General features: G+C 67.7%; 12 protein-coding genes. 4 read left to right on the plus strand and 8 right to left on the minus strand.

The genetic code is table 11. The features are described from left to right. Positions 1-46 precede the first annotated feature (46 nt). The 6 genes from GCG21_RS13415 to GCG21_RS13440 all read right to left on the minus strand — a co-directional run bounded on the left by GCG21_RS13415 (position 47) and on the right by GCG21_RS13440 (position 12,749). Positions 47-3,184 (minus strand): hypothetical protein, encoded by a 3,138-nt coding sequence (locus GCG21_RS13415; protein WP_194165101.1) that lies wholly within the window; start codon positions 3,182-3,184, stop codon positions 47-49. After that, positions 3,159-3,488, minus strand: a complete 330-nt coding sequence (locus GCG21_RS17345; RefSeq protein WP_152910190.1) for a DUF2510 domain-containing protein — start codon at positions 3,486-3,488, stop codon at positions 3,159-3,161. Before GCG21_RS17345 ends, GCG21_RS13415 begins: the two co-directional genes overlap by 26 nt. After that, positions 3,485-8,344 (minus strand): class I SAM-dependent DNA methyltransferase, encoded by a 4,860-nt coding sequence (locus GCG21_RS13425; RefSeq protein WP_227993816.1) that lies wholly within the window; start codon positions 8,342-8,344, stop codon positions 3,485-3,487. Before GCG21_RS13425 ends, GCG21_RS17345 begins: the two co-directional genes overlap by 4 nt. Next, positions 8,344-11,478, minus strand: a complete 3,135-nt coding sequence (locus GCG21_RS13430; RefSeq protein WP_227993820.1) for a helicase-related protein — start codon at positions 11,476-11,478, stop codon at positions 8,344-8,346. Before GCG21_RS13430 ends, GCG21_RS13425 begins: the two co-directional genes overlap by 1 nt. Before the next feature lie 105 nt (positions 11,479-11,583). Beyond that, positions 11,584-12,054: a helix-turn-helix transcriptional regulator gene (locus GCG21_RS13435; protein ID WP_152910191.1), complete on the minus strand. Its 471-nt coding sequence runs from the start codon at positions 12,052-12,054 to the stop codon at positions 11,584-11,586. Further along, a complete protein-coding gene (locus GCG21_RS13440) occupies positions 12,051-12,749 on the minus strand; it encodes a hypothetical protein (protein ID WP_152910192.1) in 699 nt (232 codons plus the stop codon). Before GCG21_RS13440 ends, GCG21_RS13435 begins: the two co-directional genes overlap by 4 nt. Before the next feature lie 396 nt (positions 12,750-13,145). Here GCG21_RS13440 and GCG21_RS13445 point away from each other — a divergent pair, with 396 nt between their 5' ends. The 3 genes from GCG21_RS13445 (at position 13,146) to GCG21_RS17025 (ending at position 15,103) form a co-directional block, all read left to right on the plus strand. Next, entirely contained in the window at positions 13,146-13,703 is a 558-nt protein-coding gene (locus tag GCG21_RS13445) for a type 1 glutamine amidotransferase domain-containing protein (RefSeq protein ID WP_152910193.1), read from the plus strand. 110 nt (positions 13,704-13,813) lie between these two features. Further along, complete coding sequence (gene allD, locus GCG21_RS13450) at positions 13,814-14,848, plus strand: ureidoglycolate dehydrogenase (protein WP_152910213.1); 1,035 nt, start codon at positions 13,814-13,816, stop codon at positions 14,846-14,848. A gap of 123 nt (positions 14,849-14,971) precedes the next feature. Continuing rightward, a complete protein-coding gene (locus GCG21_RS17025) occupies positions 14,972-15,103 on the plus strand; it encodes a hypothetical protein (protein WP_255471627.1) in 132 nt (43 codons plus the stop codon). 60 nt (positions 15,104-15,163) lie between these two features. Here the strand turns inward: GCG21_RS17025 and GCG21_RS13455 are convergent, their stop codons facing one another. Continuing rightward, positions 15,164-15,622 carry a VOC family protein gene (locus GCG21_RS13455; RefSeq protein ID WP_152910194.1) on the minus strand — a complete coding sequence of 153 codons (459 nt, stop codon included), beginning with the start codon at positions 15,620-15,622 and terminating at the stop codon, positions 15,164-15,166. 222 nt (positions 15,623-15,844) lie between these two features. After that, the gene (locus GCG21_RS13460) at positions 15,845-16,828 is read right to left on the minus strand and encodes an aldo/keto reductase (RefSeq protein ID WP_370517522.1); all 984 of its coding nucleotides are present in this window, start codon (positions 16,826-16,828) and stop codon (positions 15,845-15,847) included. Positions 16,829-17,011: 183 nt separating this feature from the next. Between GCG21_RS13460 and GCG21_RS13465 the strand changes: the two genes are divergently transcribed. Further along, positions 17,012-19,900 carry a VWD domain-containing protein gene (locus GCG21_RS13465; RefSeq protein WP_194165096.1) on the plus strand — a complete coding sequence of 963 codons (2,889 nt, stop codon included), beginning with the start codon at positions 17,012-17,014 and terminating at the stop codon, positions 19,898-19,900. The last annotated feature ends 37 nt before the right edge of the window (positions 19,901-19,937 follow it).

The following is a 19,937-nucleotide window of genomic DNA, read 5'->3' on the forward strand; positions in this document are numbered from 1 at the left end:
AGCAGCATTTTCCAAAACAACGCAAAACTGACAAGAACAGCTCAAACTATCGATCATCCCAGCCGGGCACAATTGAGGGAACCACTCTCCGGTCCGACGCCAACATGAAACCCTCAGGCAAAGGCTTGAAGTGTCCAGCCGTGACACCATGAACCGACTGAAACTCACGTAACGCGCGGAAATTGATCCGCGCCGTAACCGAATAGTCATGCTCTCCACCGCGAATTTGAACGACATCCCTTAGGTGCCGCTGCTTCATCGGTCCTCTAATTCTGGAGTCCCCATATTTGCGATGGTTGACTTGAATCACATACGCGTGAACGTCCAACGCCGCCGATCGAACGAGTGCATCGAACGTTTCCAAGTCTCTATTCCACTCCAACACAAAGAGCGCATCGATCTCCCCCCGCAAATTAGCGCGATAGTTAATGTTTGTCAACTCGCTGCAAATTAGAATCGCAAACTTGAAGCCCTCGTGCTTAATTACACGTGGATGGAGTCGATCATCCTTTGCAGATACGGATGCACCTTCAGCGCCGTTGTATAAAATATTGGGATCTAGCTTCAAGAGACGCTCGTGTTCACCTATTGCTGCGCGTCGCTTATTCTGAATGTGCATTTCATGACCGCCAAACGGACCGCTAGACACCAGCGAGGCCCACGCTTGATTAAATACCGCATTGCCGACACGCCGATATTCAATACCCGCAATTAGACTCGTTCCGGTACGCCGCAGACGTCGAGCCATCGGTATAAACCACGAGGCCGGCATCGACACCTCCGGCAACACCACGTAGTTCACGCCACCCGGGACGTGGACGCCATCGCTCAAGACACTCTTCAGGCGATCATACCGACTTCTCGTGAGAACCGGAGCGCCCAGTGCTGCAGAATTCAGCCATTCCAGATCAGTCGCGACCATCGTCAAAGCGACTCGAACTTCACCCGAAACCAAATCTCGCGAAGTCGAGTCCATCGGTACTAAGGGCTCCGAAAAATCTGCCAACGGCTCCGCCAACGATGGAGAACTGCCACGCAACCACGCTAATATCTTGCCAATCTCTCGGCGATCGAAGTCCACAGACGAATTAATTGACGCCTTCGCTAGTAACTCCAACTCCAGTTCATTTGGCGGCCGAGTGGCGAGTTCCAGTAATCGATACTCTTCCTCGGAGCTTCGTTCGACACCTAACGAAGTTGCGACTGCAGAGTGACCTCGACTTGCATGAGCCAGGTCCATCCATCTAACAAGCGCACCATGCCATTCGATGTTGACAAACGGTCGCTTTGGCCATCCACGTCTGCCACTAAATTGCTCGCGAAAGTGTCGAACGTGCTCGACATGGAAAGCAGGCACCGAAACGTCATCTAGCCAGAGATAGCGGACGGCAACCTCGCCAAGATCGCTGAGGAAGATCTTCTCTTGCCATTTCGCAAGGTCGTCCGATATGAGATTTGTCATCATTGTCGGCGATCTTCCGAGAGCCTTCAAGTCACCGACCATAGTAGCTAATTCTGAATTTGTTTTGGGCTGATGGGCCGCGCCCAGCAGTGCAGCGATATAGAGTTTGGTCATTGCCGCAACCCAGCGGTCCACAAAAAGATCTGGACCTTGATTCCAGTTGCCATAGCCCTTAATCGAAATTTCGCACTTACTTCGGATCTCTCGAACCAGCCAGCCGAGACAATCAATAAGAGCCTTCAGTTCTTTCCATTCCCCACAACTTGCCGCCATCCTAATGATTCGAGACACATACTTGGAAAATTCGAAAAAGTTTTGAGGCGTGATGGCCGTATTGACGAAGGTTCTTATGAATGCCCTGCGCTGCTCTTGCCAACTTTCGGGCGACACGTCTCGGGCGTAGGATTCAAATTCCCGCAGTTGAATCGCAAACTTTGACCGCCGAACGGATAGGTCGTCAGTGCCCCTGAGGGTGTCTGCACGATCACCTGCTGCCGTAGTCAATTCTACAAGGTCTCGCGCAATTGCTGTACCGTCTGCTGCAATTGGCTTGAGGGAGCGCCATTCACTCGATCTCATATCTATTTCATGCCGAAGTGCCCCCAGCATCGCTTGCCCAGACTCCCCCTTCAAGCAAAATAGTCGACTCTTATCTTCGGCAAACAATATAGATAATTCTGGCAGGTATGTTGGACTAAACGAAGCAATGGCCGAATATTCAGCGAGAGACTCGCCAGTGACGACTTGCCCGGCAGACCTCGCGGCGATCCATCCCCACACACTCTCGACTGTAGATAGATCACCTGACGCACCCAGGACGATTATCAAATCGTCAACATAGCGGCCGTAATGTATGGGCTTGACTTCATCGACAACAATTCGATCGAATTCAGCTAATGCAAGATTTGCAACGACCGCCGATGCCGGCAAACCGACCGGGAGGCCGATCTCTGGCCAGGAACTCGCCTCCGTGATGTTGTGGGTCCACGCTTCGAGCGCAGCCACAAAGAGCCTGTTCAACCGATGTTCCTCATCGGACAACTCTACCTTCAGGACCTCCCTTAAATATGCCGGGTCCTGGAGAAACCCTGGAGTCAGCCTGTGATAGAAAGCCCTTGCATCCGCCGCCAGTGTGATGATTTCTTTACCGGCAGCCACCGCCGCGGACATCGCATCGAGAGCCCCATTTCTCCACTTCGAATAGGCAGGTCGATAATTGATGAATGTCCCGACAGACCGATCGTTGATGTCCCTATTTTCAAACCGATTAAGCCGGTTTCCGACTGCGGCAGCACTAAGGTTCCTATCCATCTTTTCACCGACTTGAAGGATCCAGTGTGTAGATAAGACATGCATGTGGATAGAACACTCCGACATTACACGAAATTCGGCTTCGGGTTTACGCCCCGTCGGGCTAGCTGCTAAGGACTCCCAGGTGGCCTTTGCGTCGGCATTCACGACGTCCAACTTCGGACCTTCCCTCTTGAACCCACTCGCAGAGATACAAAAGGAACCGGTGAACTCTGGCGTTTCGACCCAGGACTTGTCATCTCTCTCTATCCAGTCGCATAGAGTTCGAAGGTTTCTCTCTAAATGCTCTTCATATTCGATCAGGTCGAACACTCTAGGATCTGAGCTGTAGAACAGGTCCGCCTTGGCTTTACGATAGGCAACGTTCAGCTGTTCGAGGAGACCACTAGTCATCTTTGATATCGCTTCCATGATATGCGGTCGACAAGGGGTGGCTCCTGTTGCGCGCCCCGCCGCGTCGGCGCCGGTTAATAGAATCTTCGGGACTATTTAGCCATTGATATCGGAGCCAAGCGCCCAGACGCTTTACCAAATACGGTATCGGCGCGACTCCAGGCCCCGCGTCGACTGCGCCCGTGCGCACCGGAGCTCCCGCCTGGTCACTCGGGGCCACACCAGGGCCTGGAGCAACGTGGCTCGCCCACTGGGCTCCATCCTGCCAACGCAATTGCTGCACATCCTGTGGATCGGCACACCAGCCCACCGCAACTATCATGGCGACCTCACAATATTATTTTCCGTCCCCTGTGGGCGTGATTCAGGAGTCAACCCGGCGGTGCTGACATCGCCGAAGCCGCTCTCGAATGCGGCCATCGCGCGGCGGAGGTCGGCCTCGCGGTCGAGGTGGCGGAAGGGGAGGTCGTAGGTGTAGTCGATGTCGGAGCCGGGGTGGGTGGCGGTTCGCTGCTCGGCGGAGAGGTCGTCGCCCTGCTTGCGCCAGAGCTGCTGGATCGAGGTGGGCACGAGGCGGCCATTGGCGTCGTAGAGGTACTTGCCGTGGTCGTAGCCGTAGAGCACCGGGAACTGGGTGCGGTAGATCGTCACCAGCTCGTCGGCCGTGATGCCGAGCGAGAGCGCGACGAGAGCGTCGATCTCGAGCAGTGCCTGGCGACGGTCGGAGTCGCGGCGAAGCGGGGTGGCCGGAGTCCACTCGGGGCCGATATCGCCGAGGTCCGGACGGCCGGGGTAGTCGAGGCTGCCGGTCCACGAGTCAAGCGTGAAGGGATGAAGCTGAGACGGGTCCGCCGGCTTGAGCTCGTCCCACACCGACTGCCACAGGTCGGCGTAAGCGTCGGTCAGGCAGTTGAGGCGGAGAGTTCGGAGGATGACCGCCGAGACCCGAGTGCCAAAGTGTGGCATCGGTAGCCGGCTCGCCGTTCCAGCCCGGATCGTCGATTTTGGAACCGAGCGGATCGAAAAGTCCGCAACAAGTGAGGACATCAGTGCGGCAATGACGACGGTCTGTACAGGGTCCACGCCGCCAAGCGAGTAGAGGCCGTCGACGTGGGCAGCACCGGGCGGGATGATCGCGGGGATCAGGGTCCGCTCACCCGTGTTGGCGACCATGCAGCGCCAGGCGAGGCGGTAGTGGTCACGGGCGGGGTCGTGTTCGCCGTTCTCACCCCAGTCGGTGTAGGAGGCGTCGTAGACAGCACGGTTGCCAGCCGGCTTATAGCTCGTGATCGGGAGGGCGTCGGGGGCGAGGGCCTTGAGGTCGACCTCGGACCAGTCGAGGTTGCTCGACATGGTCGCGTTCGGGGACTTGAAGAACGGCTGGGCGACGTGCAGGTGCGGGCCCTGGAGGATCGCGTCGCTCCACGATGCCATCCGGCCCCAGCTCGTTTCGAATCGGCCCTTCTTGCGGTCGATGCTCTCGTCCCAGCCGCGAGAGAACTTCGGTTCCAGTTCGCCGATGCGTGGGGCCGCGGCGATCTTCTCCAGGACCTCGGCGGAGGCGAGGTTCACCGTGTAGACCATGCGAGTTCTGCCAATTGGCACGTCACTGGCTTCGAGGAGCCGGTGCCACGAGCTCATGACGTCAAAATCGACTCGAACAATGCGATTTCGATGGGGGCGAACGTCCCATGCGCCAGCCTCATCCTTTATTCCTGGCTCCGGACCGCTTCCATCGTGAACAAGCGAACTTATCACTGTGTCAGGATGATATACAGATGCTGCTTGCAGGAATTCTGGACTTTTAGCATCGCCGTACACATGCACGCCATACCGTTTGTGATGTTCTATTTCAAAGAGCATCAGTTCATTGATGAATTGCCAGTGTCGGCGGAGTCGCTGGTACGTACCTTCACGCAAGAGATCGGCCTTCTCATCCGTGAAGTGACTTTCTAGATGGATGAGCCCGATTACACCGGCATTGGACTGGTGTCGCCAGGTCTGTTCCATGAAGCAGCGGTATAGGTCCGGTTGCAGCCCGGCGAGATGCGGGTAGTTGCTCTCGTCTCCGACGAACTCGGCGGTGCTCACGGTGTCGGCCGTGCCGTCGATCACGAGGTCGCGGATGCCATCGAGCGCGAGCGTGGCCTCGCGTCGTTCGCGCACCTGCGCCTGGGTCGGCTTCACGGCGAGTTGGAACCACGGGTCGCCCTCCGCCAGGAGCGCGGCGACGTCGGAACGGGGCCGCACCCAGGGCGGGTTGCCTACCTGGAGATCGAAACCGCCACGCCTCGCGAAGACCGGCGCGAAGAGCAGTTCCCAGTGGAAGAAGCCCTGTTCGGCGGCGACCGCGTCGCAGACTTCGAGCCAGGGGTGGGCCGCCCGCACGGCCCCGGGGTTCTTGGCGCCCGCGAAGCCGAGGTCGACCCGCTCGGCGTCTGCGAGTTCCTGCCAGTCGTTGCCGCTGGCCAGCGTGCGGTCGCCGCCGCGCCAGGTCTTGCCGCGGCCGGTCGCCTGCTCGTCGAGGTGGGTGCCGGCGAGCCCTTCCAGGGCGGTGATCCACTCCTCGAGCGAGGGCGGGTCGATGCGCCCGGGGCCGGCTGCGCCGTCCGCACTCACGACCGGGGTGGTGAGCCGGTCGGTCAGCGGCCAGAACCACAGGGCGTTCCAGGAATCCATGATGGTTTTGAGCCGCTGGAACGCCCCGGCCGGGTCGGCGAGGGACGCCTCGATCTGCTCGCGGGTCACCCGCCCGCCGGCGGGCAGGTCGCCGGCCTCCCAGACGTCGATGGAGCGGCGGATCTCGTTGTCGGCGACCTCGAGGCGGCGCAGCGCGAGCTCCCACAGCCGCTCGACCCGCCGGGCGACGTTCTGGAGCCGGTCGACCTGCTTCTTGGTCGGCTTCGAGCGGATCGACCGCTGCCAAGCCTTGAGCTCCTGCACGCGCTCGGGGGCGAGGGTCTTGCCCTCCTTCGCGCCGACGGCCGCGCCCCAGCCCTGGGCGGGCAGAAGGAAGTGGTGGATGCCCGCATCGAGCGACTCCGCCAGCGGCACCGGGCGGGGCGTCGCCTTGAGCCAGGACTTGTCGCTCACCTGATCGGCCCGGTAGACCGCACGCCGAGCACCGATGAGGGAGTTCCCCCGGCGCAGGTGCAGCCCGAACCAGGGCGCGGCGAGGCCCTTGCCCATCGTGTCGAGCCACAGGGAGATTTCGGCGAGTTCGACGGCCGTGGCGTTCAGGTCCACCCCGTACACGTTGTGCAGGGCGATATACGTCTTCGCCTTCTGCAGCTCGCGCTGATAGGAATCGGGGTCGATCCGCTCCCCGAGTTCCTCCTGCCGGCGGGCGAGGTACTGCTCGGCGAGTTGCCGGGTGGCCTCGATCGCGAACGCCCCGGAGCCAAGCGCCGGCTCGCATACGGTCAGGTCGAGGACCTCGCGGGCGCTCGTGCGCTGTCCGTGCTGGTCGAGGAGTTCGGCGAGGGCCTGGCCGACGGTGAATTTCGTGAGCACCTCGGGGGTGTAATAGGAGGCGGACTGCTGCCGCTCCCGGCCGGCGAGCCGGAACACGAAGGAGCCGCGCTCGTGCAGCACGGGCTTCGTCTCGTTCGTGAGCGGGTCGGTGACGCGCACGAAGTCCTTCGCCGCGATGCCGTGGGAGCGGTCGAGCGGCACCACCCACGACCCCTTCGAGGCATCCCCGTTCGGGGCGACCTCGTACAGGTCCTCGGTGGCGAAGAAGCCCGTGTAGCTCATGAGACCCTCGTACACGGCCCCGAGCTGGTTGATGCCGAGATCGGCATAGGAGATGAAGCCGCGGTCGGCCGTGGTCGACCGCTTGCTCACGAGCAGCCGCTCGAGCACCTGCTGCAGGGCGTGGTTGCCGAGCCCGACCTCGCTGATGAGCGTCGTGGCCTCGGGCCTGAACAGGTCGGCCCGCAGCGGCTGGAACTCGAGACCCGCGATGCCCACCGGCTCACCCGAGGCAGCGTCGGCCGCGCCCGTCGCGCCCCCGCCCACCGGGTGGCCCCGGTCGACGAGCCGGAACAGCGTGGCCAGCGACTCGTACAGGTGGGTGCCCTCGCGGCTGCGGGGATCATCGAGCTCCACGAGCGCGAGGTCGCGGAGCCGGTCGAGGCTGTAGCCGCGCTCGTAGGCCCCCTCCCCCGTCGGCAGCACGCCGAGCTCCGGGGAGGCCTCGGCATAGAGTAGGAAGAGGATCCGGTAGAGGAACCGGAGCGTCTGGATCGCGAGCGGCTGCGCCTGATCGGCGGGCAGCGGCGGCAGGCCCCGGGCGGCGCGGCGGCGCACGACCTCGCCGGCGAGGATCTCGATCGACTCGCGCACCCCGTCGCGCAGGTCCGAGGACACCCCGACCGTGTGCGCGACCGAATCGGCGAGCACGCCGGTCCACCAGATCGACCCGTCGGCGTCGGGGGCGAGCCCGTCGGCCGAGACGCAGCACAGCGCCCGGTCGAGCTCCCCGCCGCGGCGTTGATCGTTGCGGTCGAGCACGAGCTGCAGGTCCACCGCCAGGTAGCGGCCCTCGGCCCAGCGGCCGGCGTCGGTCACGAGCGCGAGCGGGCCCGCGAGCACGAGCGCGAACGCGGGCGCCTCCTCGCCCGTGAACAGCCGCGAGAGCAGCGCGGCCGCCGACGTGATCGGCTCCTCCGCCTCGAGGTACGGCTCCGCCAGGGTGGGCGCGTGCCGGTCGAGCAGCTCCGACACGTCCCCCACTCGGCGGGCGGCCAGGATCGCGAGCGGCGCGGCGCCCCCGAGCCCGGTCGCCCCGACGCGGCGCAGCGGCCCGCTCTGCTCGATCGCCAGCCCCGGCCGGTCGTAGCCGAGCGCGTCGAGCAGGGCCTCGTTCAGCCTCTGGACGACGTCACTCGCCTCGCCGTTCCCGGCACCGGTCCCGTGGTTGCGGCCGGCTCCGTGGTCCCCGTCGGAGGCACCGTCGGCGGCGTCGTCATGCTGATCGCCGAGGCGGGCCAGGAGGGAGACGAGGTCGCCGCGGGCGGCGAGGAAGCGGGAGTGGACGGTCGGCGAGCCGTCCTTGGCCTCGGCGTCCCAGAACTTGCGCGCCTCGAGCACGCGGGCCCCGAAGGAGCCCTTGCCGCCGGCGGAGAAGTAGTGCTCGCTCACCCAGCTCTCGCCCACGGTGATCGCGTCGGACATCAGCCCTCCCCTGCTTCGGCCGCGTCGGGCACGATCACCAGCAGCGGCCGCACGAGGGTGCGGTCGGGCAGCATGTCGGCGGCCAGCCGGTGTTCGGCGTCGATCACCCTCGCCCGCGACTTCAGGCCCCGGTGCTGGGTCTGCCGGCCGGCCTGGGCCGACCAGTCCTCGGCGCGCCGCTGCCAGGTGGCCACGCGGTCGATCGTGTGCTCGCGGATCGCCGCGACCTGCCCGGGCAGCTGGGACTCCACCGCCGCCACGGCCGGGGCGATGAGCCGGTCGAGCCCGGCGAGCAGGCCCGCATCGGCGAGGTCGCCCGTGTTCCGGCCCGCGAGCCCCACGTGGTCGAGGGCCTCGGCGGCCGTGCCGTGGGCCGTGAGGGCGGGCCGCTCGGGCCCGCTCAGGAACTGCGCCGTGTGGTAGGTGGAGGCGATGACCTGGCCGCGGGCGTTCGTCAGCGTGCCCTGGAGCAGCACGGTCCGGAACTCGACGGCGCCGCGCACGGCGAAGATCGCGGCCCGGGGCAGCTCGGCGAGCACCCGGTCGGCCGCCCAGTCGAGCACCGGGTGGAGCGGGCCGAGGAAGTGCGCCTCGGGCCAGGCGCTCGTGGACTCCGCGGACCGGGCCGCCACGAGCTCGCGCTCCCCCTTCGCGCCCGTGGTCGCCAACAGCAGCCGCTCGCTCACGCGCCGGTCGCGCAGGTAGCTCTGCGGGAGCACCTGGAGGCGCTGGGCCAGGTCGCGGGGCGGGATGAGGCTCGCGAGCTGCTGCACCCGGTCGCGCTGCCAGGCCAGCCCGTTCGGGGGCGTGGCCGCCGGGGTGGGCGTGACCACCTCGAGGGCCGCCGCGAGCAGGTCGACGTCCGAATCGAAGAGCCCGGTCGTGCCCGCCGTGCCCGCTGTGCCCGCTGTGCTTGTCGGGCTGGTCGTGCCTGCTGTGCTTGTCGGGCTGGTCGTGCCTGCTGTGCTGGTCGGGCTTATCGTGCCGGACGTACCGCTCGCTCCGGACGAACCGCTCGCGCCGGGCGATGACGGCGATGACGGCGATGCGGGCGATCGAGTGGGGTCCGGGGCCGGGTTGCTCGTGGTGCCCAGGGCGAGGAGACGGGCGAGCATGCCCGTGGGACCGGAATCGGCGGCGACCTGCCCGGGAGAGCGCACGACGTCGTCCAGACGCTTCGCGCGTTGAATCACGGCGAGGATCTCGTCCTCCTCCGCCTTGACGTTGTACGTGCCGATGAGGGAGGCGGCATCGCCCAGCGCGCGGTGGGCCTCGTGCTCGCGCTCGACCAGGCGGGTGAGCACCCGGAAGTCGCCGGCGAACCGGTCGGCGTCGGGGCGCAGCAGCAACGTGGTGATGCGGGGGCTGTGCCGCTGCCCGTAACGGTCGATGCGGCCATTGCGCTGCTCGATGCGGATGAGCGACCACGGGATGTCGTAGTGCACGAGATGGTGGCACTGGGCGTGGAGGTTGACGCCCTCCGAGGCGAGGTCGCCGGTCACGAGCACGCGGATCGGGGAACTCGCCAGCTTGAAGGACTCGACGATCTCCTGCTGCTCGACATCGGAGAGGCCGCCGTGGAGCACCGCGACCTGCTCGGGGCGCAGCGCGAGATCCCTCGTGAGCTTGCCCTGCAGCCACGTGAGCGTGGCGACCCGCTCCGAGAACACGACCGCCCGCATCGCCGAACGCGGGCCCACCCCGATCTCGCGCAGATGCTCGAGCAGGGCGTCGTATTTGCCGGAGGGCTCGTGCAGCGACCGGTCCGCGAGGGCGGCGAGACGCTCGAGCGCGGCGTGCTCGGCGTGCCCGGTGTGCGCGGTGTGCCCGGCGTGCCCGCGACCCGTGCCGGGCGCCTCGGCCGTGCTCGCGGCCGGTGAGCCTGGCTGCGGGGGGTGCGCGGCGTCGTCCATACGCGTGAGCCGGGCGAGCCGATCCCCCACGGTCGCGGCGAAGGCGGCGGGTGAGGAGAGGAAGGCCTTCGCGAGGGTCCACGGGAACAACCGGCTGCGCGTCGGCGGATCGCCGGCGGGCCACAGCCAGGCGTGTTCGAGCTCGCGGGCGATCTCGTTCTCGACCGGGGAGGCCGCCACGAGCCGGTTGTCGGGCTCGGCGCGCTCGGCCCAATCCGTGCCCACGACGCTCGCGACCTCGGGTGAGTTGCGGTGGCGGCGCACCACGAGCCTGGGCAGGAGCTCCTCGTTCACCTCCCCGGTCGGGCTCACCGCGCTCGGCTCGAGCATGCGGATCAGCTCGGCGAACGATTCCCTGCGGCCGTTGTGCGGGGTGGCCGAGGCGAGGATGAGCGCGTCCGCATTCCGGGCGAGCAGATCGGCCAGGCGGTGATTGAGCGTGGCGGTATTGGTCACGTTATGGGATTCGTCGATGACCACCGCATCCCAGCGCTGGGCACGCAGGTGCGGAATGTACTGATCCGACTTGAGGGTGTCGATCGAGACGATCACGCGCTTGTAATAGGTGAACGGGTTGCGCCCGGCGGGCAGTTCCTGGCGGATCCGCTGGATACCGGTGGAATCGAGGCGGATGAACGGGAGCGCGAAGCGGGTCCACAGCTCGAATTGCATCTGTTCGAGCACGTGCTTGGGGGTGACCACGAGGATGCGCTCGCCCCGGCCGCGGCGCACGAGTTCGGCCAGGATCATGCCGATCTCGATCGTCTTGCCGAGGCCGACCGCATCGGCCAGGAGGATGCGGGGGCGCAGGTTCTCGGGGCTGAGCGCGAGTTCGGCGGCGCGCTGCTGATACGGGAGCGCGTCGGCGAGCGCGGCCCGGGCCACCGTGAGGCCCGGTTCGTTGATCGGCAGCGCCGTGCGCCGGATCATCGATTCGAGCCAGAGCCGGGCGGTGCGAAAACGCGGAGATTCATCGGCCACGACCCGCGTCGAGGAGGGGTCGAGGGGGACGACCCGGTCGAGCGCGGTGGCGAACGTGGCGCTCTGGTCGCGCACGATGCCGGAGATTCCCGTGACGTCGACGAACCAGCCGTCGCTCGCGCGTTCCATCGACGTGACGAGCCACTCCTCGTCGCGGATCTCCACGACGGACCCGGGGGCGAATGCGGCAGAGTCGGCGGAGCCGGCGGTATCGGCGGTGATGTGCGGCGCGGCAGTCAATCGATCTCCTGGGCGGTTCGGGACTGTTCGATCATATGGGGATTCACGGGCGGCTCCTGCCCAACTTCTCAGTATTCTCCGTCGGTGCGCGCAGTCGCGTGCCGTTCAGCCATGTCGCGGTTGGGAGGCCCGCGGTTCCGTGGCCAGTCGGTCGACGAGTCGCCGCATCCGGACCAGCAGCGCGGCGGACGGGGTCACCTTGCCCGCCCGGTACGTCGAGAGGCGGGGCGCCGAGGTGCCGATGTGCTCGGCGAAGGCTGAAGAGGTGAGCCCGGACCGGCGAACCAATTCCTCCACCTCGCGCGCCACCTCGGCACGCTCGGACGCAACCGACTCGGCGCGCGCGGACGCGATGGCCCGCTCCAGAAGTGGCGCCACGCCGCGCGGACGCTCATAGCCGAGGTAGGCGCCCACCTGCCTGGCCACCGGACCCCACGGGTCGCGGCGGATCTCCCGGGTGAGCTGCGCCCAGTCACCGATGAGCCCCCGCTCGATCACCGTCACGATCGCCTCATACGGCCAGTCGCGCACGGGCGCGCGGTCCGGCACGTCGACATTGCGGAAGGTGGCGGTCATGACGACTCCTCGATCCTGCGCAGAAGCCCGTCCGCGAGGCCCTGGCACACCTGCACCACCGTGCCCCAGTCATGCCAGGGCGCGGCCAGTCCCCGATAGGCATCCAGCTGGGTCGTGGCCCGAGAATCCCGCGGATCTGGATCGGCCAGCCGCTGCACGAGCCCGGTCAACACGGAACCGTCCTCGCCGCTCCGGTCCGCATAATAGGCGTCGATCCCTGCGAGTATCACCATGGCGTCGTCGACCCCGAGCCGGGTGGCCAGCGCCACCGTGTCCAGGTAGTCGCGCGTGGCATTGCGCTGGACCACCAGGTAGGCCTTGATGCGGAGCATCTCGGGCAGGGTCGGCACACGGACCGACTCGTTTCCCGGCAGCTCGTGCTGCTCCACCTCCAGTGCGCGCTTCCGGCGCAGCTGGCGCAGCCCCGCTTCCACGCCGTCCAAGGATCCGAGCAGGGTGAGCGGTGGCGCGCTGGCCCGGACGCTGGTCACCCACCCATCCGAGGCCTCCACCGCTTCCAACACCTCGGCATACCGTTCGGCAAGATCTGGGAGAACATGGTCATGGTCGAACGACCGGCGATGGTGGGCATGCACGGCCGCTGCCGTTCCACCCACCAGCACGGCATCGGGCACGAGTCGCTGCAATCGAGCAGCCGAGCGGAGAACCTGCTCAACGGATGACTCGCCGACCATGCGTAGAGCATATCACTACTGATAACCCATGACGTCGGGTCAATGACTCGCGGCGGGCGAGCACCTCCGAAGCCATGGGCTTCGCCGTACCACAACGAATGAGGTCGAGTATGTGGTGTTGAGCGACCCGCCGCGAGCGGAGGCACGTGCCTCGAGCCCGGTCACGATCCGAGACGTTGCGGACCCGCACAACTCTGGGGGCCGATCCATCCGCAATGAATACGGAATGCCTGCGCCACGTCGGTCACGGTGACCAGGTCCGGCCGCCCGGTATACCCGGCGGCTTCCCAGCGCCCTTCGATACGGACCCGAGCAGCGTCGCCTCGATTCCCTCGCCCTCCCCCTGGCACGGGCACCCGCACGCGTGTGATCGTGAGAGGCGAGGAAGGGAATGACATGGCCGAATTGATGGGTAAGCGGATTCTCACGATCGTCTCGAACCGGGGCGTGGAGCAGGACGAACTCGTCGGCCCCGCAGGCGCCCTGCGCGCCGCCGGCGCCGACGTCACCATCTGTGCACCGTCCACGGCCCCGGTGGAGACCCTCGTGCACGACTGGGATCGGGGCACGACCGTCTCAGTGGACGCGAAGCTCGCCGAGGTCTCTGCGGACGACTACGACCTGCTGCTCATACCCGGTGGCACCCTCAACGCCGACGCCCTCCGCCTCGATCCGAACGCACAGGCGATCGCGACACAGTTCGCCTCCTCGGGCCGACCGATCGCGGCGATCTGCCACGGCCCGTGGCTGCTGGTCGAGACCGGCCTCGTGCGAGGCAAGCAACTGACCTCGTATGCGTCGCTGCGCACGGATGTGACGAACGCCGGCGGCACGTGGCACGACTCCGAACTCGTGCGGTGTGACCACGAGGGGTTCGTGCTCTTCACCTCCCGCGGACCTCAGGATCTCGACGCCTTCACCGAAGGGATCCAGGGCGAACTCGGGCGGAGCTGAGCCGGTAACCGGCGGGCGTTGACACGCCGCCCGACGGCGTCGATGCTCAAACCATCGGTGCGGACGCGCCGGCGCTCGGCCCGGGCCGAGCGCGAGGGAGCGGAGTGAGCATGCGAGTATCCGAGAGTCGATTGCATCAACTGGTCGCGGCGAAGCTGACGGCTGCCGGCCTCGACCCCTCCGATGCCGGCGCCGTGGCCGACGTGCTCACCTTCGCGGACCTGCGCGGCATCCACTCCCACGGCGCGCTGCGCACGGAGTATTACGCCGAACGGATCGCCAAGGGAGGCATCACGATCCATCCCGACGTGCGGTGGGAGCGTACCGGGGCGTCCTCCGGCGTGCTCCACGGCGACAACGGCGTGGGGCATGCGCTGGCCCGACGCGCCATGGAGGAGGCGATCATGCTCGCCCGCGAATGCGGGGTCGCGGTGGTCGGGGTGCGGAAGATGTCGCACAGCGGAGCCCTCTCGTACTACACGGAGCAGGCCGCCGCCGCGGGACTGGTCGCCGTCGCCACCTGCCAGTCCGATCCGATGGTCGTTCCCTTCGGCGGGTCCGAGGTGTACTACGGCACCAACCCGATCGCGTTCTCCGCGCCCGGCGTGGGCACCGAACTCATCAGCTTCGACATGGCCACGACCGTGCAGGCCTGGGGCAAGGTGCTCAGCGCCCAGGAGGCCGGGGAGGACATCCCGGACGACTGGGCCGTCGACGAGCGTGGCCGGCCGACGACCGATCCGGACGATGTGGAGGCCCTCGTGCCCGTCGCCGGCCCGAAGGGCTACGGCCTGGCGATGATGGTCGACGTGCTCTCCGGTGTGCTGCTCGGCCTGCCGTTCGGCAAGGACGTGACCTCCATGTACGCCGACATGCGCCGGGGGCGGGACCTGGGCCAGCTTCACATCGTGATCGACCCGGGCCGGTTCACCGCCGCCGAGACATTCCGGGAGATGATCTCGAAGACCCGCAGCGAGTTGAACGGGCTCCGGCCTGCCCCCGGCTTCGACCGGGTGCTCTTTCCCGGGCAGGACAAGGAGCTCATCCGCGCGCGGTATGAGCGTGACGGGATCGAGATCGACGACGACATCCTCGAGTACCTGGAATCGGACGTGATCCATCGGAATGCCTTCGAACAGACGTGATCCGATGCGGGGCGCCGAGCGAGCGTGACGAGGCTCGGAAGGTCGGTGATGACGCGCGGCTGGTCGACGCTCGAGCGTTTGTGAGCGGTCTGCGAGTCGGGCCTCCTTGGCTGTGGGGTTGCCGTGGGCACAGGAGCGACCCTCCCGGACGCCGACATGATCGATGCCCTGACCGAGCACGAGGATCACGCGATCCGGCGGCTCGCCCGCCTTCGGGTCGCGCAGCTCGGGCTGGACGGCGCCCTCTTCCTGTGACCGGGCCTCCTACCTGTGACCGGACAGCGGACGAGCGGGCCTCCGAACAGGACGGCCCGTTCACACGCCGTCGAGCCGTTCGGCGAGTGCGACGATCATCCCCTCCGGACCGCGGACGTACGCCATGCGCCAGACGTTCTCGTAGTCGCCGATGCCGCCCACGAGCCCGTAGCCGTCCGCGCCGAGCCGGTCGACGAGTGCCCGCAGGTCGCGCACCTCGAATGCGAGGCTGCGAAGGCCGAGTTCGGTGGCCATCGCGGCGGGCGGCACAGGCCCCGGCGCGGGCCGAACGAAGCGGGAGAGCTCGAGCATCGTGCCACCCTGCGGCGCCCGGAGCATGACGATCTCGGTGCTCGCATCCGGGATGCCCGTGACGGTGTCGATGAACTCGCCCTCGACGCCCGCCGTGCCCTCGACCTCGAGCCCCAGCCCGACGAAGAACGCCGTTGCCGCCTCGAGGTCGGCCACCGTGACGCCGACGTGGTCGAACCGAATGACCGATGCTGCACTGCTCGCCATCTCGACACCTCGTTCCGTGATCCGCGAGTGCATCCCAGGATGCGCCCCTCCCGTGCCCGCGTCCAGTGGCCGCCGCGCTCGGGTCGAAGCCGACGCGGACGGGAGAGACCTGGCCGAACCGACCAGCCGGCCGGCCGAACCGGCCGGCCGGCGACGCGATGCTGAGGAAGGTCAACGAGGCACGACGTCTCCTCCGTGAGATCGGCCCCAGCCATCGCAGGACTACCAGCGGTCGCCGAGCTGCGGGGCGATCAGCTCGCGGTACACCGCCTCCACGGCCGCGACCGTCTCGGCCGGCAGCGGGGCGAGGTCGGCGGCCGCCGCATTGGTGCGCACCTGCTCGGGCGTGCGGGCACCGGGGATGACCGTGCTGACGCCCGGCTGGTCGATGATCCAGCGGAGCGCGAACTGCGCCATCGTCGCGCCGTCGGGAACGAGCGGGGCCAGCCGGCGGACCGCCTCGAGACCGGTCGCGAAGTCGACGCCCGAGAAGGTCTCGCCGACGTCGAACGCGCTGCCGTCGCGGTTGAAGGTGCGGTGGTCGTTCGCGGCGAAGGTGGTGTTCTCGTCGTAGCGGCCCGAGAGCAGCCCACTCGCGAGCGGCACCCGGACGATGATCCCCACACCGGCGGCGCGCGCGGCCGGGAGTACCTCGGCCAGCGGACCGAGCCGCATCATGTTGAGGATGAGTTGCACGCTCGCCACGTTCGGGCGGGCGATCGCGGTGAGCGCCTCGGCACGGGTCTCGACGCTCACGCCGTAGCGGGCGATGCGCCCCTCCTCGACCAGGGTGTCGAGGGCGTCGAAGACGGCGTCGGTGCCGTAAACGGCGGTGGGCGGGCAGTGCAGCTGCACGAGGTCGAGGGTCTGCACCCGCAGGTGCGCGCGCGACCGGTCGGTCCACGCGCGCAGGTTGTCGAGGGAATAGATCTGCGGAGTCTGCGGCATCCGGCGGCCCGCCTTCGTGGCGACGACCACGTCGTCGATGCCCCGCTCGTGCAGGAAGGATCCGATCCTGCGCTCACTGAGCCCGTCGCCGTAGACGTCGGCGGTGTCGAAGAACCGCACGCCGCCCTCGTATGCGGCCTCCAGCACCGCGCGGGCCTCCTCCTCACGGACATCGCCCCAGTCGGCGCCCAGCTGCCACGTGCCGAGCCCGATCACCGAGACCGGTCGGCCGGTGCGCCCCAAGATCCGCTGCTCCACTGCTTCCTCCTTCATCACCGGCGACGACGGCCCGCCGCCCGGACGGCCTCCAGTATCCTCGCACGAACGTTTGTGAGCGGTCTGTGAGCCGGGGCTGCTTGGCTGTGAGGTCGAACCGAGCGATGGGGCAGATCGGCGCCCGCGCCCGAGTCCATGACACGACCGAGCGAAGGAACCCGCCCCATGACCACCCGTGATCGACGTCCCGCCGTGCACGCGCCCGCCCGAGCGGTCGCGGCGGCCGCCTCGGTGGCCCTGCTGCTGGCCGGCTGTTCGCTGTTCTCCGGCGGCGCGGCCGAGGCGGAACCGGCGCCGGCGCCCGAGCCCGCCACCGCGGTGCCCACCGGCGACGAGCCGGTGCAGGACACGTGGGTCTACGAGCGGGTGCGCACGGTGCTCGCCGACGGCTCGCTCGTCGACGTGACCGATCGCCTCCTCGCCGGGCTCACGGGCGACGAGGATGCGGCACTCGAGCTGATCGACGGGGTGAGGTTCACTCCGATACCCGACCTGGCGCCGTCCATACGCGATACGCCGGACACGTTCCGGGAGGATCTGGACGTCGTGGCGGGGATCGTCTCGACCGGCGGCGAGCAGCGCCTCCAGGTCATCGCGACCCCGACCGGGGACCGGTCCGTCGACGCGGACGACCTGCTCGTGCTCGACCTGTCGCATCTGGGCGTGGCGGGCGGGGCGCCGCTGATCGTCGACTTCGCGTTCGGGCAGGGCCTGCCGAGTGCGGCCGACGAGGCGGACCTGCCCTCCGCCGAGCTGCTCGGCCACCGCATGCGCGGCGGGCAGTTCCAGTGGTTCGGGGTCACGGCCGACGGCGAACGGACCACCGGCCTGCAGACGGTCCTCGGCAGCGTTCCCACCGGCGCGCAGGCGGGCGCCACCGACGCCCGCGCCGAGAGCGGCACCCTGCGGATCGAACATGCCCTCCAGCGCGGGCCCGGCCCCTCCCACGTGACCCCGGTCGGCTTCGGCGACGACGACGGCATCCCGCTCAAGGCCCAGCCCACGCTCAAGCCCGTGGACGACCTCGGCGGCTGCAAGGGCTCGCCCATCAAGTGCGTGTCGCAATACTTCAAGGACATGAAGAAGGGCTTCAAGGAGTCCCTCGACAGCCTCTTCGACGACAACATGCCCCCCTCCCCCAGGCAGCCCACGCCGTGCACCGGCCCGTGCGGGGGCGGATCGGGCGAACCGCACCTGCGCACGTTCGACGGGGTGCGCTACGACCTGCAGCTCGTGGGCGAGTTCGTGCTCGCCGACTCCGAGCAGCTGACCGTGCAGACCCGGCAGGAGCCCTACGGCGACAGCACCCGGGTCTCGATCATCACCGCCGCCGCGATCGAGGTCGGCGGGCACCGGGTGAGTGCCCGGACCCACCGCGACCCGGTGGTCCGGATCGACGGCGAACCCGTCCCGATGGCGCAACTGACCGAGGGGATCGACCTGGGCGACCACTTCGCGTGGGCGTTCGCCGGGGACCTGTTCGTGGCCGGCCCGGACGATGTGCAGGTGAGCGTGCGGGGCCTGGAGACCGGCAACTTCGACGTGTTCGTCGACGCCGGCACATCCGAGACGGCCTGGGAGGGCCTGCTCGGCAGCCCCGACCGCGAGGCGGAGAACGACCTGACCGCCCGCGGCGGGCAGCAGCTGCCGCTCGACCCGCCCGTCGAGGCGCTCTACGGCGCGTTCGGGGAGAGCTGGCGCATCGGCGAGGGCGAGGCCCTCTTCGACTACGAGGACGGCGAGAGCACCGCGACGTTCACCGACCGGTCCTTCCCGGACGCGCACCTGGGCTACGACGACCTGACCCCGGCGCAGCGGGCCGTGGCCGAGACCCTGTGCGCCCTCGCGGGCATCACCGATCCGACGGCCTTCCGGTGGTGCGTGTTCGACTACGCGGTGACCCGGGACGTCTCCTTCATCCGGGACGCCCGCTTCGCCGCGGTGAGCTACGACGCCCCCGGCGGCGGCTGGCTGGCGCAGATCGAGGGGGCGAGCCTCGCCGACCCGGCCCTGTTCGACCGGGCCGGTCACGTGCTCGTTCCCGCACGCACGGACGACGGCGGGCTGGTCGTGGCCCTCGACCTCGCCACCGGGGAACTCGCCTGGCAGAGCGCCACGGGCGCGGGCCTGTGCCTCGCGGTCACCGCCGGCGGGTCGATCGTGGCCGCGTCCCACGGCGAGGACGGCTTCGCGGTCTCGGTGCTCGATCCGGCCGACGGCGCGGAGATCTCCTCGACGCCGACCGTGCTGGCCGGGTGCGACTCCGCCACGGCCGCCGGGGACACGGTGCTGCTGCGCATGAAGGACGACGTGTTCGGGTTCCGCGCCGACGATGCCGTGATCGGCTTCGAGACCGAGATAGCCGGGCTGCGCACCGATCCGGTCGTGGCCGAGGACGGCACCGTGTGGATGGCCCGGTACCTCGACGAGGCCTCCGGGGCCGTGCGGCTCGACCCGGTGACCGGCGACATCGAGCACGCCGAGCTGCCAGTGCCCAGGGTGCTCACTCACGCGGCCCCGACCGAGCGCGGGTTCGTGGTCGGCTACGAGGACGAGGACGGCGAGACGGGCGGGCTGCTGCGGTACTCGCCGGCGACCGACGACCCCCACTCGGGTGCGCGGCCCACGCCGCTGCCGCAGACCGTCGACGGGATGGAGTTCTCCCGGATCCCCACCGGCCCGCTCGCCGGCGACGGCGGGTTGGTCGCCGGGTACATCACGAGCGAGCAGGTGGGCGTGTTCGACGCCTCGACCGGGCAGCCGCTGCAGCTGATCGGGCCCTCCTCGTTCAACAACAACCACGATCAGCTCGGCATGACCGGCGGCGCCGTGATCGTGGGCCCCTTCGGCGGCGACGCCTGGGTGGAGGCCTACGACGGCGCGAGCGGGCGCCTGCTGTGGAGCGCGCCCGATCCGGGCGAGAACGCGGAATATGCCGACGCCGGTATCAACGACGCCAAGCTGTTCGGACCGGCCACGGCGTCCGGCCAGGTGGTCGTGCTGACCACGATGAACGGCGGCATCGTCGCCTCGCTCGTCGGGCCGGGCATGTAGGGCACCGGCGGGCGGATAGGCGGATAGGCGGACCGGG

This window comes from Pseudactinotalea sp. HY160 (assembly GCF_009372055.1).
In the GTDB taxonomy this organism is placed as follows: Bacteria; Actinomycetota; Actinomycetes; order Actinomycetales; family Beutenbergiaceae; genus HY158.

What these genes read in the sequence shown, in the direction of transcription:
- GCG21_RS13415 (WP_194165101.1), bottom strand. Translation starts at nt 3,184, where the DNA reads ATGGAAGCGATATCAAAGATGACTAGTGGTCTCCTCGAACAGCTGAAC.
- GCG21_RS17345 (WP_152910190.1), bottom strand. Translation starts at nt 3,488, where the DNA reads ATGATAGTTGCGGTGGGCTGGTGTGCCGATCCACAGGATGTGCAGCAA.
- GCG21_RS13425 (WP_227993816.1), bottom strand. Translation starts at nt 8,344, where the DNA reads ATGTCCGACGCGATCACCGTGGGCGAGAGCTGGGTGAGCGAGCACTAC.
- GCG21_RS13435 (WP_152910191.1), bottom strand. Translation starts at nt 12,054, where the DNA reads ATGACCGCCACCTTCCGCAATGTCGACGTGCCGGACCGCGCGCCCGTG.
- GCG21_RS13440 (WP_152910192.1), bottom strand. Translation starts at nt 12,749, where the DNA reads ATGGTCGGCGAGTCATCCGTTGAGCAGGTTCTCCGCTCGGCTGCTCGA.
- GCG21_RS13445 (WP_152910193.1), top strand. Translation starts at nt 13,146, where the DNA reads ATGGCCGAATTGATGGGTAAGCGGATTCTCACGATCGTCTCGAACCGG.
- allD (WP_152910213.1), top strand. Translation starts at nt 13,814, where the DNA reads ATGCGAGTATCCGAGAGTCGATTGCATCAACTGGTCGCGGCGAAGCTG.
- GCG21_RS13455 (WP_152910194.1), bottom strand. Translation starts at nt 15,622, where the DNA reads ATGGCGAGCAGTGCAGCATCGGTCATTCGGTTCGACCACGTCGGCGTC.
- GCG21_RS13465 (WP_194165096.1), top strand. Translation starts at nt 17,012, where the DNA reads ATGACCACCCGTGATCGACGTCCCGCCGTGCACGCGCCCGCCCGAGCG.